Below are 15,099 nucleotides of genomic sequence, written 5' to 3'. Positions count from 1 at the left end.
TACAAACGCTGTATGAAACACAACACCCCGGCAAGCCCAGGGTTCAGTTCGCAGCAAGCGCCTCGCGCTCGTCGGCCGGCGCAAAGGCCTGGGTGCGCGGATCGACCTGGCGCCACACGGTCTCGCCGCCGACGAACACGCGCATCTCGCCGGTCGCCAGCCGCACCCACGGCTCGGCGTCGGTCAGCGGCTCGGTGGCCACCAGCGCCATGCGGTCGTCGACACCGTTCAGGCGGCCGAGGTCGAGGCTGATGTCGCAATCGAGCAGCCGCGCGGTCGGGAACGGATGCTGGCGCTGCAGCAGGTAGAGCTTGCTGGAACAGTGAGCAAACAATGCTTCGCCGTTGGACAGCAGGAAGTTGAAGTTGCCGTGGCGCGCGATGCGTTCGGTCAGCAGCGCGATCTGCGGCGCGAGCTCGGCCCAGCCGACCGGCCGCACGCGGTCGGCGAACTGCGCGCGCAGCTCCTGCATCAGCCAGCAGAACGCGCGCTCGCTGTCGGTGCCGCCGATCGGGCGGTACGGGCCGGTCAGCGCAGGTTCGAAGCCGCGCAGGTCGCCGTTGTGTGAGAACAACCACGGCTGGCCCATCCACTCGCGCTGGAACGGATGGCAATTGGCCAGCGAACGCACGCCCTGCGTCGCGCGGCGCAGGTGCGAAATGACGATGGCCGACGGAATCGGGTAGTCGCCGAGGAACGCAGCCAGCGGCGATTCGCTGGCCGGCTGGTCGTCGTGGAAGACGCGACAACCGCCCGGTTCATAGAAGCCGACGCCCCAGCCGTCCACATGGTGCGAGGTGCGCCCGCCCCGCTGCCGGAACCCGGTGAACGAGAACGTGATCGAGGCCTGGCTGTTGCAGTTCATGCCGAGAAGCTGGCACATGCGGAGGCATCCGGAAGGTTTTGTTGCACGCAATGCTTTGCGCATGCAGGCATCGTGCCCGGCCGCGGGTGACGATTCGCGTCCGACAGCTGCCGCCGCGCTGGGCCTGCGCCACCTCTCCCCCTAGATCCTGGGCCGGTACAAACGTCTCCTTTGGGTTTGGCCCTAGTTATTCGCCATGGCAGCTTCCTACACTTTGTTTCACAACAACGAAGTGAGCGAGGTTGTATGCGAGCCCACCACCCCTGCCTGCTGCTGCTGGCCGCCATGTTCTTCTGTGGCGAGGTGCGACCGCAAACCCTGCTCGACCAACCGCTCGAAGCCCTGATGGAGGTGAACCTCACGACGCTCGGGCGGCGGGTGCAGCCCGAGCAGGACATGGCGATCGCGACCAGCGTGTACGCGGGCGAGGACCTGCGCCGCGGCGGCGCGCGCACGCTGCTCGACGCCCTCGCCTGGATGCCGGGCGTGACGGTCGAGCGATTCAATGCCCACACCTGGAGTGTCGCCACGCGCGGCGACGGCGCTTCGCTGATCGCGCACAACACGCTGGTGATGCGCGACGGCCGCGAGCAGGAGGGCTCGGGGGGCGGTCCCGCCTGGGGCTTCCTGAACATGCCGATCGAACGCGTGCAGCGCATCGAGGTGCAGCGCGGTGCCGGCAACACGCTGTGGGGCGCGAACGCGGCCAACTGCGTGATCAACGTCGTGACGCGCACGGTCGACAGCGGCAGCAGCGGCGCCGTCGACGCCGACAGCAGCGGGCGCCTGGCCGTGGGGGCGCAATGGGGCACGCGAAGCGATTCCGGCTGGAGCACGGCGTTCTGGGTCTCGGGCCAGCACCAGCCGGGGTCGGACCTCTTCGCCGGCCGGCGCGACTGGGACAACCAGGAAGACCGCGCCCTCGACGCCACCGCGCGCCTGACGGCCGAGGGCGGCGCCGAGGTGGTGTTCGACGTCAACGCCTACAACGGCATCGGCGGCGCCAACGCGAACGTCGGCCGTGCGGTGGTGCGCCGCGAGGGGCACAGCACGCAGCGCGAGTGGAGCGCACGGATGTCGGTGCCGCAGCCGCAGGACGGCCGGCTCGAGCTCGCGGGCTACGCGCAGGAGATGAAGACCTCGGCCATCGGCGGCGCCGAAACCGACCGCCGCAACGTCGACCTCTCCGGCCAGCGCTTCTGGCGCTTCGGCCCGCACGACGTGATCGCCGGCGGCAGCATGCGCAGCACCTGGACGACCCGCTCCGGCGCGGCCGGCGGCGGGGGTGGCGGGGGCGGCGGCGGTGGTGCCCAGCCCGGCGAAACGGCCTCGCAGTTGATGCAGGTGTTCGGGCAGGACGAATGGCATTTCGCCGACAACCAGGGCGCGGTGATCGTCGGCGCGCAGGCCCAGCGGCTGTTCCGCGCGACCGATGCCGACAACATCTACGCGGCCACCTTGCGGCTGCGCTGGTCGGCCACGCCCGCGCTGTCGCTGTGGGCCGGCCTGTCACGCTCCGGCACCTCGCCGGACGGCGGGCAGGAGCTGACCATCCCGTCGATCGAGACCGGGCTGCGCTGGAAGGCCAGCAGCAGCCTGCAGGTCAACGCGGCGGTTTTCGAGCAGCGCTTCACCTCGCTGCTGGTGCCGGCGGCGCTCGGCGCGACCCCACTGCCGCCGCTGGACACCAAGCTGCGCGTGCGCGGCGCGGAGGCCGATGTCCGTTGGCAGGCGACGCAGCGCTGGGATGTCCAGGCCTCGCTCACGGTGCTGCGGGCGCATTTCGACATCGCCGACACCCGCAGTTCGCCGCTGGCCACCGAAGAGGGCTACTTCGGTGCGACGCCGGACCGGACGTTCAAGGCGCGGGCGCTGTACCGGCTCGACGACCGGCAGTCGGTGGAACTGGGCCTGCGCGCCCGCTCGAACCTGAACGTCGGCTTCTCGCCGGGGCGCGGCGTGCTCGACCTGGCGTACCGTCAGCAGTTGCCGGGCCACGTCGAGTTCGGATCGGCGATCCAGCAACTCAACCACGATAGCCTGCCGAACTTCAGGCCGCCCAACACGCCGTTCCCGTACCGCGAGGTGCGCACGCTCGCGATGTGGCTCGCCTGGGGCGTCTGACTTGATCCCGATCAAGTCCGCGGCGGCCTGAAGGCGGGAGACTGCCGCCACGGGCGCTCCAGGTGCTGGGATCCAGCGCCGCCCGGTCGATCCGGGAACCCTGTGGACATTGCATTGACGACGACCCAGCGTGCCGGCCTGCAGCTCGCCGGCCTGCAATGCGGCGCCTGCGCGGGGCTGATCGAGCAGGCGGTGCGTGCGGTCGACGGCGCCGGCGCGTGTTGCGTCAATGCCGCGACGCAAGCCGCGAGCGTCGCGTGGGACCCGGCGCGCACCACGCTCGACGCGCTGATCGGTGCGATCCGCCGCGCCGGCTACGACGCCGCGCCCGACACGCCGGCCTCGGCTCGCGCGCTGCGGCAGCGCGAATCGCGCGCCGCGCTGTGGCGCCTGTTCGTCGCCGGCTTCTGCATGATGCAGGTGATGATGCTCGCGACGCCGCACTACGTGGCGCGCGCCGGCGAGCTGGCGCCCGACATGAAGCAGTTGCTCGACTGGGGCGCCTGGGTGCTGACGCTGCCGGTGCTGTGGTGGTCGGCCGCGCCGTTCTTCCAGGGCGCGTGGCGCAGCCTGCGCAGCGGCCGCATCGGCGCCGACATCCCGGTCGCGCTCGGCATCGCGGTGACCTTCGTCGCGAGCACGGGCGCCGCGTTCGACCCCGCCGGCCCGTTCGGCCACGAGGTGTACTTCGATTCGCTGACGATGTTCGTGACCTTCCTGCTCGGCGGGCGCTGGCTGCAGATGAAGGCACGCCACCGCGCGGCCGAGGCGCTCGATGGCGCGCTGTCGGCGCTGCCCGACACCGCGCTGCGGCTGAATGCCGACGGCTCGGCCGAGCGCGTCGCGCGCGCGGACCTGCGCGCCGGCGACCGCGTGCAGGTCGCGCTCGGCGAGGCCTTCGCCGCGGACGGCGTGCTGCTGCAAGGCCGCACGCAGGCCGACGAATCGCTGCTCAGCGGCGAATCGCGGCCGGTCGACAAGCCGGCCGGCGCGACGCTCGTGGCCGGCAGCATCAACATCGGCGCGCCGGTCGTGATGCGCGTCGAGCACACCGGTGGCAACACGCGACACGAGCGCATCGTCGCGCAGATGCATGCGGCGCTGGCGGGCCGGCCGTCGGCGGCCGACGCAGCGCAGCGCTGGGCCGCGCCCTTCCTGTGGTGCGTGCTGCTGCTCGCGGCGGGCGCCGGCGCGGTGTGGAGCGTGATCGATCCGTCGCGCGCGCTGTGGGTCGTCGTCTCGGTGCTGATCGTCACCTGCCCGTGCGCGCTGTCGCTGGCCGCACCGGCGGCCTTCGTCGCGGCCGCACGCGGCCTGGCGCGGCGCGGCGTGCTGCTGCAGCGGCTCGACGCGCTGCCGGTGCTGGCGCGCGTCGACACGGTGTTCCTCGACAAGACCGGCACGCTGACGCAGGAGCAGCCGCACTGCAGCGCAATGCGGCTGCTGGCCGGCGCCGACGAATCCGAGGCCGAGCTGCTGCACCGCGCCGCGTCGCTCGCGCGCTGGTCGCGCCATCCGCTGTCGCAGGCGGTGGCAGCGCTCGCGCCGCACGACGGCATCGCCTGGTCGGAGGTCGGCGAGCAGGCCGGCCGCGGCCTGTCGGCGCGCGACGGCGACGGCGTGGAATGGCGGCTCGGCGCCGCCGACTGGGTCGGTGCCCAGCCCTCGGCCGACGACACGCTGCGCCTGTGGTTCGGCCGTGCCGGCCAGGCGCTGCTGTGCCTGGAATTCGACGAGCAGCTGCGCGACGACGCCGTCGATGCGCTGCAAGCGCTCGGCGCGGCCGGCTGGCGGCGCGTGCTGCTGTCCGGCGACACGCCGCAGCGGGTCGCGGCCATCGCGCTGCGCGTCGGTGCCGATTCGGCGATCGGCGCGGCCGACCCCGCCGCCAAGCAGGCCGCGGTGCAGCGCGAGCAAGCGGCCGGCCGCTGCGTCGCGATGGTCGGCGACGGCATCAACGACGCGCCGGTGCTGGCGCAGGCCGACGTGTCGTTCGCGATGGGCCACGGCGCACTGGTCGCACGCTCGAATGCCGACCTGGTGGTCGTGTCGAACCGGCTCGACGGCCTCGACGCCGCCCGCCGCATGGCCCGCCGCACGGTGCGCGTGGTGCGGCAGAACCTCGCGTGGTCGGCGCTCTACAACGCGGCCTGCATCCCGCTCGCGCTGGCCGGCTTCCTGCCGCCGTGGGCCGCGGGGCTGGGCATGGCGCTCAGCTCGCTGCTGGTCATCGCCAACTCGCTGCGCCTCGCAAGATAAACACGGCCATGGACATCCTCTACCTCTTGATCCCGATGTCGGCCCTGCTCGTGCTCGCGCTGCTCGGCGTGTTCGGCTGGGCGCTGGACCGTGGCCAATTCGACGATCTCGACGGCGAAGGCCTGCGCATCCTCGACGCCGACGACACCGCACTTGATCAAGGTCAAGCCTCCACCGAAGCGCCGCCCCAAGAATCGCCGTGAAGCAATCATGGTGAAAGAAGAGGCGATCGATGGCTCAAGATTCTGCGGCTGCGCAGCCCGTCTTCAGTGACTGGAGCGTGCGCTGGTTCTCGCTCGCGGCGGTGCTGTGGGGTGTGGTGGGAATGCTGGTCGGCGTGTTCATCGCGGCCGAGCTGACCTGGCCCGAACTGAACCTCGGCATCTCCTGGCTCAGCTACGGCCGCCTGCGGCCGCTGCACACCAACGCGGTGATCTTCGCGTTCGGCGGCTGCGCGCTGTTCGCCAGCAGCTACTACGTGGTGCAGCGCACCTCGCAGGCGCGGCTCTTCATGCCGAAGCTGGCCGCCTTCACCTTCTGGGGCTGGCAGGCGGTGATCGTCGCCGCCGCCATCACGCTGCCGCTGGGCATCACGCAGGGCAAGGAGTACGCCGAGCTCGAATGGCCGATCGACATCCTGATCGCCATCGTGTGGGTGTCGTACGCGGTGGTGTTCTTCGGCACGATCGCGGTGCGCAAGGTGCGCCACATCTACGTCGCGAACTGGTTCTTCGGCGCGTTCATCCTGGCGGTGGCGCTGCTGCACATCGTCAACAGCGCGGCCATTCCGGTGAGCCTGACCAAGAGCTACTCCGCCTACGCCGGCGTGCAGGACGCGATGGTGCAGTGGTGGTACGGCCACAACGCAGTCGGCTTCTTCCTGACGGCCGGCTTCCTCGGGATGATGTATTACTTCATCCCGAAGCAGGCCGGGCGGCCGGTGTACTCGTACCGGCTGTCGATCGTGCACTTCTGGGCGCTGATCTTCACCTACATGTGGGCGGGCCCGCACCACCTGCACTACACCGCGCTGCCCGACTGGGCGCAGAGCGTGGGCATGGTGTTCTCGCTGGTGCTGCTCGCGCCGAGCTGGGGCGGGATGATCAACGGGATCATGACGCTGTCGGGGGCCTGGCACAAACTGCGCGACGACCCGATCCTGAAGTTCCTCATCGTCTCGCTGTCGTTCTACGGCATGAGCACCTTCGAGGGGCCGATGATGTCGATCAAGACCGTCAACGCGCTCAGCCACTACACCGACTGGACCATCGGCCACGTGCACTCCGGCGCGCTCGGCTGGGTCGGGCTGATCTCGATGGGCACGCTGTACTACCTGGTGCCGCGCATGTTCGGCCGCACCGCGATGTACAGCACCCGGGCGATCGAGCTGCACTTCTGGATCGCGACCGTCGGCATCGTGCTGTACATCGCCGCGATGTGGATCGCCGGCGTGATGCAGGGCCTGATGTGGCGCGCGGTCAACCCCGACGGCACGCTGGTCTACAGCTTCGTCGAGAGCGTGAAGGCGACCTTCCCCTTCTACGTCGTGCGCCTGGCGGGCGGGCTGCTGTACCTGGGCGGGATGCTGATCATGGCCTGGAACGTCGTGAAGACCGCCACCGCGGGCCGCTACGCACCGCTGCAGGTGCCGGTGTCGGCACCCGCGCTGAACCCGGCCCACGCCTGAGTCGCAGGAGAAACAACCCATGGCCAACAACACCCCCGGCTTCTCGCACGAGAAGATCGAGACCAACAACTTCCTGATGATCGTGCTGATCCTGCTGGTGATCGCCGTCGGCGGCCTGGTGGAGATCGTGCCGCTGTTCTTCCAGCGCTCCACCACGCAGGCGGCGCCGGGCCTCGTGCCCTACACCGCGCTGCAACTGGCCGGACGCGACGTCTACATCCGCGAGGGTTGCTACAACTGCCATTCGCAGATGATCCGGCCGTTCCGCGCCGAGACGCTGCGCTACGGCCACTACTCGACGGCCGGCGAGTTCGTCTACGACCACCCGTTCCAGTGGGGCAGCAAGCGCACCGGCCCCGACCTGCAGCGCGTGGGCGGCAAGTACAGCGATGAATGGCACCGCGTGCACCTGTTCAACCCGCGCGACCTGGTGCCCGAATCGAACATGCCGGCCTACCCGTGGCTCACCCAGGCCACGCTGGACCCGGCCGACATGGCCCCGAAGCTGACCGCGCTGCGCCGCGTCGGCGTGCCCTACACCGATGCCGAGATCGCCACCGCCGGCGAGGCGGTGAAGGGCAAGACCGAGATCGATGCGCTGATCGCCTACCTGCAGGTGCTCGGCACCTCGGTGAAGTAAGGAGCAAGACCCATGGATGTCAACGACCTCAGAAGTGGCGTGACGGTGCTGTCGATGCTGGTGTTCCTGGGCATTGCCGCCTGGGCCTGGTCGCAGCGCAACCGGTCGCGATTCGACGAAGCGGCGCAACTGCCCTTCCAACACGACGGGAGCGACGGCAGCGACCGCAGCACCGGCAGCGGCGAAGGAGAGGCGCGATGAGCGACTTCTTCAGCCAGGGCTGGTCGATCTACATCGGCGCGGTGACGCTGCTCGGCTTGCTGGCCTGCCTGGTGCTGCTGTTCATCGCGAGCCGCCGCCAGGTGATGGCCGCCGACAACAGCACCGGCCACGTGTGGGACGAAGACCTGCGCGAGATGAACAACCCGCTGCCGATGTGGTGGGTGGTGATGTTCGTGCTGACGGTGGTGTTCTCGCTCGCCTACCTGGTCCTGTACCCCGGCCTCGGCAGCGCCGCCGGCAGCCTGGGCTGGACCAGCCGCGGCGAGTACGAAGCAGAGCAACGTGCCGCGCAGGCCGAGATGGCGCCGCTGTACGCGCGCTTTGCCGCGCTGCCGGCCGACAAGCTCGCGGCCGAGCCGCAGGCGATGGCGATCGGCGAGCGGCTCTTCATCAACAACTGCGCGACCTGCCACGGCTCGGACGCGCGCGGCAGCAAGGGCTTCCCGAACCTGACCGACGACGACTGGCTGCACGGCGGCACGCCCGAGAAGATCGAGGAGACGATCACCGAGGGGCGCCAGGGGACGATGCCGCCGATGGCGGCCGCGATCGGTGGCCCGCAGGAGATCCACGAGGTCGCGCAGTACGTGCTGAGCCTGTCGGGCAGCGCTCACGATTCGACCGCGCAATTCGGCAAGCCGCGCTTCATGGCGTGTGCCGCCTGCCACGGCATCGACGGCAAGGGCAACCCCGCGCTCGGCGCGCCCAACCTGACCGACAAGGTCTGGCTGCACGGCTGGGGCGAAGAGGCCATCGTCGCGATGGTCAACAACGGCAAGCTCAACGTGATGCCGGCGCAGAAGGATCGGCTCGGCAAGGCGCAGATCCACGTGCTGGCGTCGTACGTCTGGAGTTTGTCGAACCGCGGCCCGGTCGCGGCGCAGTGATCCCATGGCCGAGATGAACGGACGCAACACGAAGCGGGTGATCCCGATCACGCCGGTCGCCGATCCGTCGGTGGCGACCGTCTCGCTGTACGCGAGCGAAGCGAAGATCTACCCGCGCGCGGTGCACGGCCTGTTCGCGGCCTGGCGCTGGGCGCTGGTGTGGGCCACGCAGCTGGTGTTCTACGGCCTGCCGTGGCTCGCGTGGAATGGCCGGCAGGCGCTGCTGTTCGACCTGGAGGCGCGGCGCTTCTACATCTTCGGCCTGGTGCTGTACCCGCAGGATTTCATCTACCTGACCGGGCTGCTGGTGCTGAGCGCGTATGCGCTGTTCCTGTTCACCGCGGTGGCCGGGCGGCTGTGGTGCGGCTATGCGTGCCCGCAGACGGTCTACACCGAGATCTTTCTGTGGGTGGAGCGCCACCTCGAGGGCGACCGCATCGCGCGCATGAAGCTCGATGCCGCGCCGTGGTCGGTCCACAAGCTGCTGCGCAAGGGCGGCAAGCAGGTGGCGTGGATCGCGATCGGGCTGTGGACCGGCTTCACTTTCGTCGGCTACTTCACGCCGATCCGCGTGCTGGCCGCCGAGGCGGTGCAGTTGGGCTTCGGCCCGTGGGAATGGTTCTGGGTGCTGTTCTACGGCTTCGCGACGTACGGCAACGCCGGCTACATGCGCGAGCAGGTGTGCAAGTACATGTGCCCGTATGCGCGCTTCCAGAGTGCGATGTTCGACCCCGACACGCTGGTGATCGGCTACGACGAGGCGCGTGGCGAGCCGCGCGGCTCGCGCCCGCGCAGCGCCGACCCGAAGGCGCTCGGCAAGGGCGACTGCATCGACTGCACGCTCTGCGTTCAGGTCTGCCCGACCGGCATCGACATCCGCAAGGGCTTGCAATACGAGTGCATCGGCTGCGCGGCGTGCATCGACGTGTGCGACGGCGTGATGGACAAGATGAACTACCCGCGCGGGCTGATCCGCTACGCGACGCAGAACGGCATGGCACGCGGCTGGACGCGATCGCAGATGCTGCGCAACGTGCTGCGCCCGCGCGTGCTGATCTATTCCGCGGTGATGCTCGCGATCACGGTCGGCTTCGTCACGAGCCTGGCGCTGCGCAAGCCGTTCAAGGTCGACGTGGTGCGCGACCGCGGCGCACTGGCGCGCCAGGTCGAGGACGGCCGCGTCGAGAACGTCTACCGGCTGCAGGTGATGAACGCGACCGAATCGGCGCAGCGCTACCGCGTGCGCGTGACCGGCCTCGAGCAGGCGACGATCGCGAGCACCGCCGAGGTGGACGTCGGCCCGACCGAGGCGCGCTGGTTCGCGGTGCGGGTGCAGTTGCCGCCCGGGCGCGCGGGCGCGCTCGGCCCCGGTGCCCACCCGCTGGCCTTCGAGATCGAGCGGCTGGGCGACGAAGGCAGGGCCGAGGTGCATGAGAAATCGACCTTCATGGTGCCGCGCTGATCGCAGCCATTCAACGACAAGGAGACAGGCATGACCCCGACCGGAACCCTCGCACTGCCATGGTGGCGCTACAAGATGGTGTGGCTGGTGATCAGCGGCCCGGCGACCGTGGTGGTGGCCGGCATCGTGACGATGGTGCTGGCCTGGACGCACATCGATCCGGTGCTGGACGAGCCGGCCAGTGCCGCGGCGCGTGTTGCGGCGGCCAAGACCGCGGCGGCACCGGCGCAGCAGGCGCGCAACCATGCCGCGACGCCGGCGCCCTGAGCCGTCACGGATGAAAGGCCCGCCGCCATGACCCGGAGCACCCGTTTCATCACGATCCTGTGGCCGGCCTTCCTGATGGCGGGCGTGCTGGAGATGCTGGTCTTCGTGGTCGTCGACCCGAATGAGTTCCAGTGGTTCGGCGGGCCGTTGATCGGCTGGTCGCCGCGCGCGATCTACAGCGTGACCTTCCTGATCTTCTGGAGTGTCATTGCGACTTCTTCGGCGTTGACGGCGTTGTTGTGGTCGACGATTGGAGAGGACGCTTCCTGAGCGGGCGCTTGCATGCTCAACGGTCACTTCAATCTTTTCCCCCAACAAGAGCGGGTGGGTCTGCGCGGCGCGGCGGGTGGGGGGCTGGGCTGGGGGCGATTTCTGGGGCGACGAAGAAGATCGGCTTCGGGGGTGGCGCGCGCCAGCGCGCTTCGTAGACTGACTCATCGCCACTGTTTGACCACAGCGAACGAAGTGAGCGGAGGGAGTTTGGCGATGCACCCACGGAGCCGATCTTCTTCGTGGAGTCGGCCCGCCAGGGCCGACCGCCTCGGCATGAGCCCCCAGCCCAGCCCCCCACCCGCCGCGCCAAGCCGCTCAACCCGCTCAAGCAGCCAACCCGTCAGCCACGCCCCGCAGAGCCGGCTTGTCGATGATGTCGATCTCACGCAGACGAACACGCAAACAACCCGACGAACGCAGCCGCGTCAGCACATGACTCACCGTCTCGATGCGCAACCCCAGGCGGCTGCCGATGTCCTCGCGGCTCATCGGCAGGCGCAACTCGACGCCCGACTGCCCGCGCTCCTGCGCACGCTCCGACAGCCCCAGCAGGAAGGCTGCGATGCGCGCCCCCGCCTGGCGCTGGCCGAGCAAGCGCATCAGCGCATGGTCGCGCACGATCTCGCGGCTCATCAGCTGGTGAAAGCGCCGCTGCAGCATGCCCGACGCCGCCAGTGCCTGCTCGACCTGGTCATACGGCAGCTCGCACACCTCGGAATCCTGCAGCGCGATCGCCTGGCAACGGTGCAGCCCGGCATCGATCGCATCCAGCCCGAGCAGGTCGCCCGGCAACGCGAAGCCGGTCACGCGCCCGCGCTGCGGCAGCGTGCCGACACAGGTCTTGAAGGCGCCGCTGCGCACCGCGTACAGCGATGCGAAGGTCTCGTCCTCCAGGAACAGGCTGTCGCCCGCGGCCACCGCGCGCACGCTGCCCGCCACGATGGCCGAGATGTCGTCGCGCACCACCGGCAGGCACAGGTGGCGCCGCTCGCACAGCAGGCAGTCGGGCTCGTCGGGCAGTGCAGGAAGGTGGTTCATCGAAGGCATTGTGAAAGTCCGTCCGCAGGCGCCGATTGATCCAGCGCAAGCCGCCGCAGCGCGCGCCGCGCGACAGTGGCGCCATGAACGCCGCCCACCCCTCCCCCGCCCTCGACGACGACCTGCTGCGCCGCTTCGACGTGCCCGGCCCGCGCTACACCTCGTACCCGACGGCCGACCGCTTCGGCGAGGCCTTCGACACGCAGCAGTACCAGCGCACCTTGGTCATGCGCAGCGGCGACAACGGCAGGAACGCCGCGCCGCTGTCGGTCTACGTGCACATCCCGTTCTGCGAATCGGTCTGCTACTACTGCGCCTGCAACAAGGTGATCACGCGCCACCACGAACGCGCCGCCGAGTACCTCGACGCGCTGGCCACCGAGATTGACCTGCACGTGACCGCGCTCGGCACCGGCGTGCCGGTGTCGCAGCTGCACCTGGGCGGCGGCTCGCCGACCTTCCTGAGCGATGCCGAACTCACGCGGCTGATGTCGATGCTGCGCGGCGCGTTCCGGCTGCTGCCCGAGGCCGAGGTCTCGATCGAGGTCGACCCGCGCACCGTCACGCCGCAGCGCCTGGCGCACTTCCGCGCGCTCGGCTTCAACCGCATCAGCTTCGGCGTGCAGGACATCCAGCCCGAGGTGCAGCAGGCGGTGCACCGCGTGCAGCCCTTCGAGGACGTGCGCGTGCTGGTGGCCGCCGCGCGCGTGCAGGGCTACGAATCGATCAACGTCGACCTGATCTACGGCCTGCCGAAGCAGACGCCGCAGACGCTGGCCGAGACGGTGGCGCGCGTGGCCGAGCTGCGCCCCGACCGCATCGCGCTGTACGGCTACGCGCACCTGCCGGAGCGCTTCAAGCCGCAGCGGCGCATCGTCACCGCCGAGCTGCCGAGCGGTGCCGATCGCGTCGCGATGCTACGCGGCGCGATCCGCGGGTTCCTCGCCGCCGGCTACGAGGACATCGGCATGGACCACTTCGCGCTGCCCGGCGACGCGCTCGCGCGCGCGCGCCGCGCCGGCCGGCTGCACCGCAACTTCCAGGGCTACAGCACGCAGCCTGACTGCGACCTGATCGGCCTGGGCGTCTCGGCGATCGGCCGCATGGGCACGAGCTACAGCCAGAACGCGAAGACGCTGCCCGACTACTACGAGGCGCTCGCGCAGCGCCGCTTTCCGGTGGCGCGCGGCTTGGCACTCGACAGCGACGACCTGCTGCGCCGCGACGTGATCATGGCGCTGATGTGCCAGGGCCGTGCCGACCTGGCGACGCTCGGCCATGCGCACGGTGTCGACGGCGCGGCGTACTTCGCGCCCGAGCTGGCGTCGCTGCAGGTGTTCGTGGCCGACGGCCTGGTCGAGATCGACGGCGGCGCGACCGTGCAGGTCACGCCGCGCGGCTGGCTGCTGGTGCGCGCCATCGCGATGGTGTTCGACCGTCACTTGCAGGCCGCACGGGCCCGGGTGCGCGAAGGCCGCACCGGGGAGGCCGGCGGCGCGCGCTTTTCGCGCGTGCTGTGACGCGGCGATGAGCCTCGCGCTGGTCACCGGCGCCGCCCTGCTCGGCCTAGCCGGCTCGGCGCACTGCGCCGCGATGTGCGGTGCCAGCAGCGCCGCCATCGTGCGCGGCTGCGGCCGCGCGGCCGGCGGGCGCACGCTGCCGGCCGCGCTCGCGTTCCAGGGCGGGCGGCTGTTCGGCTACGCACTGGGCGGCGCGCTGGTCGCCTCCAGCGTGTCGGCGCTCGCCTGGCTCGGCCAGGCCACGCCGGCCTTGCGGCCGCTGTGGGCCTTGCTGCACGTGGCGGGCGTCGCGCTCGGGCTGTGGCTGCTGTTCAGCGGCCGGCAACCACGCTGGCTGGCGCGGCTCGGGCAGGCTCCGGCGGCCGTGACCGCGCCCCGCGCCGACGGTTGGCAGGCGATGGCCGGGCCGCTGAAGGCGGGCGCGGCCGGCAGCCTGTGGGTCGCGTGGCCGTGCGGGCTGCTGCAGTCGGCGCTGGTGCTCGCGGCGTTGGCCGACGGCCCGCTGGCCGGAGCCGGCGTGATGGTCGCGTTCGGCATCGCGTCGTCGCTCGCGCTGTGGGGCGCGCCGGTGCTGTGGGCGCGGCTCGACCGGCGCGCGCTCGCATGGAGCATCCGGCTCGCCGGCCTGTGCCTGGTGATCGGATCGGGCTGGTCGCTCGGCCACGGGCTGTGGCCCGATTCACCGCTGTTCTGCGTGACCTGATCGGCACTGCTTGACGCCCGTCAAGCCGATGGCGAGGCGCCGCGGATTCAATGTCGGCAGACCCTGAACTCTGCAGACAACGACCATGAGCCTTCCCTCTTCACCGCGCGCCTTCATCGTCGGCAGCGGCATTGCCGCGCTGTCCGCCGCCGTGCTGCTGATCCGCGACGCCGGCTGGCGCGGCCGCGACATCCGCATCCTCGAGGAATTGCCGGTTGCCGGCGGCGCGCTCGACGGCAGCGGCGACGCCATCGGCGGCTTCCTGACGCGCGGCGGGCGCATGTGGACCGAGGAGGCCTATGTGTGCCTGTGGGACGTGCTGTCGAGCGTGCCCTCGCTCGGCGACGCGAAGCGCAGCGTGAAGGACGAGGTGCGGCAGTTCAACGCCGAGGTGCTGACGCACGCGCACGCGCGACTGGTCGACCGCGGGCACCACATCCTCGACGCGAGCGAGCTCGGCTTCGACCTGCACGACCGGCTCGACCTGGTGCGCCTGCTGGTCACGCCGGAGCGGCTGCTCGGCACGCGCCGCATCGACGACTGGTTTGCGCCGCACTTCCTCGAGACGAACTTCTGGACGATGTGGCGCACCACCTTCGCGTTCCAGAACTGGCACAGCGCGGTCGAGCTGCGACGCTACATGCTGCGCTTCCTGCAGGAGTTCCCGCGCATCCACACGCTGGGCGGGGTGCGGCGCACGGCGCTGAACCAGTACGACTCGGTGGTGCGGCCGATGCACGACTGGCTGGCCCTGCACGGCGTCGTCTTCGAGCACGGCAGCCGGGTGCTCGACGCCGACTTCGTCGACGAGGGCGCAGGCCGGCGCATCGAGGCCCTGCACGGCGAGCGCAAGGGCCGGCCCTTCAGCCTCTCCGTCGGCCGCGACGACAAGGTGTTCCTGACGCTCGGGTCGATGACGGCCGACTCGCGCCGCGGCGGCCACGACCGCGCCGCCGAGTTGGTGCGCGAGCCGCTCGACGGCGCCTGGACGCTGTGGAAGCGGCTCGCGCGCAAGGCGCCCGGTTTCGGCCGCCCGCAGGCCTTCTGCGGCGACGTCGACCTGAGCAAGTGGCTGTCGTTCACGCTGACGCTGCGCAACCCGGCGCTGATCCAGCGCATCCGCGAGTTCTCGGGCAACGCACCCGGCACCGG

Annotated in this window: 15 protein-coding genes; 13 read left to right on the top strand and 2 right to left on the bottom strand. The window is 70.5% G+C overall.

Annotated elements, in window-relative coordinates; all coding sequences use genetic code 11:
* Positions 1 to 43: 43 nt before the first annotated feature.
* On the bottom strand, positions 44 to 883 hold the full coding sequence (locus BUE42_RS19200; protein WP_073466909.1) for a class II glutamine amidotransferase: 840 nt from the start codon (positions 881 to 883) through the stop codon (positions 44 to 46).
* A gap of 228 nt (positions 884 to 1,111) precedes the next feature.
* On the opposite strand from BUE42_RS19200, the gene BUE42_RS19195 reads away from it, so the two are divergent.
* The 10 genes from BUE42_RS19195 to BUE42_RS19150 all read left to right on the top strand — a co-directional run bounded on the left by BUE42_RS19195 (position 1,112) and on the right by BUE42_RS19150 (position 10,683).
* Positions 1,112 to 2,989 carry a TonB-dependent receptor plug domain-containing protein gene (locus BUE42_RS19195; RefSeq protein ID WP_073466908.1) on the top strand — a complete coding sequence of 626 codons (1,878 nt, stop codon included), beginning with the start codon at positions 1,112 to 1,114 and terminating at the stop codon, positions 2,987 to 2,989.
* 102 nt (positions 2,990 to 3,091) lie between these two features.
* Positions 3,092 to 5,248 (top strand): heavy metal translocating P-type ATPase, encoded by a 2,157-nt coding sequence (locus BUE42_RS19190; protein ID WP_073466906.1) that lies wholly within the window; start codon positions 3,092 to 3,094, stop codon positions 5,246 to 5,248.
* A gap of 8 nt (positions 5,249 to 5,256) precedes the next feature.
* The gene (gene ccoS, locus BUE42_RS19185; RefSeq protein ID WP_073466904.1) at positions 5,257 to 5,451 is read left to right on the top strand and encodes a cbb3-type cytochrome oxidase assembly protein CcoS; all 195 of its coding nucleotides are present in this window, start codon (positions 5,257 to 5,259) and stop codon (positions 5,449 to 5,451) included.
* A gap of 29 nt (positions 5,452 to 5,480) precedes the next feature.
* Positions 5,481 to 6,935 carry a cytochrome-c oxidase, cbb3-type subunit I gene (gene ccoN / locus BUE42_RS19180; RefSeq protein WP_073466902.1) on the top strand — a complete coding sequence of 485 codons (1,455 nt, stop codon included), beginning with the start codon at positions 5,481 to 5,483 and terminating at the stop codon, positions 6,933 to 6,935.
* A 19-nt stretch (positions 6,936 to 6,954) separates the two neighbouring features.
* A complete protein-coding gene (gene ccoO, locus BUE42_RS19175) occupies positions 6,955 to 7,575 on the top strand; it encodes a cytochrome-c oxidase, cbb3-type subunit II (RefSeq protein ID WP_073466899.1) in 621 nt (206 codons plus the stop codon).
* 12 nt (positions 7,576 to 7,587) lie between these two features.
* A complete protein-coding gene (locus BUE42_RS19170) occupies positions 7,588 to 7,776 on the top strand; it encodes a cbb3-type cytochrome oxidase subunit 3 (RefSeq protein WP_073466897.1) in 189 nt (62 codons plus the stop codon).
* Entirely contained in the window at positions 7,773 to 8,684 is a 912-nt protein-coding gene (ccoP, locus tag BUE42_RS19165) for a cytochrome-c oxidase, cbb3-type subunit III (protein WP_073466894.1), read from the top strand. The genes BUE42_RS19170 and ccoP overlap by 4 nt, the downstream gene beginning before the upstream one ends.
* A gap of 13 nt (positions 8,685 to 8,697) precedes the next feature.
* Positions 8,698 to 10,146, top strand: coding sequence for a cytochrome c oxidase accessory protein CcoG (ccoG, locus tag BUE42_RS19160; RefSeq protein ID WP_073466997.1), 1,449 nt, complete (start codon positions 8,698 to 8,700; stop codon positions 10,144 to 10,146).
* 30 nt (positions 10,147 to 10,176) lie between these two features.
* The gene (locus BUE42_RS19155; protein ID WP_073466892.1) at positions 10,177 to 10,413 is read left to right on the top strand and encodes a hypothetical protein; all 237 of its coding nucleotides are present in this window, start codon (positions 10,177 to 10,179) and stop codon (positions 10,411 to 10,413) included.
* 27 nt (positions 10,414 to 10,440) lie between these two features.
* Entirely contained in the window at positions 10,441 to 10,683 is a 243-nt protein-coding gene (locus BUE42_RS19150) for a hypothetical protein (protein WP_073466891.1), read from the top strand.
* Positions 10,684 to 11,010: 327 nt separating this feature from the next.
* On the opposite strand, the gene BUE42_RS19145 is transcribed toward BUE42_RS19150, so the two are convergent.
* Positions 11,011 to 11,724, bottom strand: a complete 714-nt coding sequence (locus tag BUE42_RS19145) for a helix-turn-helix domain-containing protein (RefSeq protein ID WP_073466888.1) — start codon at positions 11,722 to 11,724, stop codon at positions 11,011 to 11,013.
* 83 nt (positions 11,725 to 11,807) lie between these two features.
* On the opposite strand from BUE42_RS19145, the gene hemN reads away from it, so the two are divergent.
* The 3 genes from hemN to BUE42_RS19130 all read left to right on the top strand — a co-directional run.
* A complete protein-coding gene (gene hemN, locus BUE42_RS19140) occupies positions 11,808 to 13,244 on the top strand; it encodes an oxygen-independent coproporphyrinogen III oxidase (protein ID WP_073466996.1) in 1,437 nt (478 codons plus the stop codon).
* 7 nt (positions 13,245 to 13,251) lie between these two features.
* Positions 13,252 to 13,947, top strand: a complete 696-nt coding sequence (locus tag BUE42_RS19135; RefSeq protein WP_073466886.1) for a sulfite exporter TauE/SafE family protein — start codon at positions 13,252 to 13,254, stop codon at positions 13,945 to 13,947.
* Between the two features lie 85 nt (positions 13,948 to 14,032).
* On the top strand, positions 14,033 to 15,099 hold a 1,067-nt coding region (locus BUE42_RS19130), incomplete at its 3' end, for an oleate hydratase (protein WP_073466884.1).

It is taken from the genome of Rhizobacter sp. OV335, assembly GCF_900142965.1.
Taxonomy (GTDB): Bacteria; Pseudomonadota; Gammaproteobacteria; order Burkholderiales; family Burkholderiaceae_C; genus Rhizobacter.
This window is presented reverse-complemented; position numbering and strand designations above follow the sequence as displayed.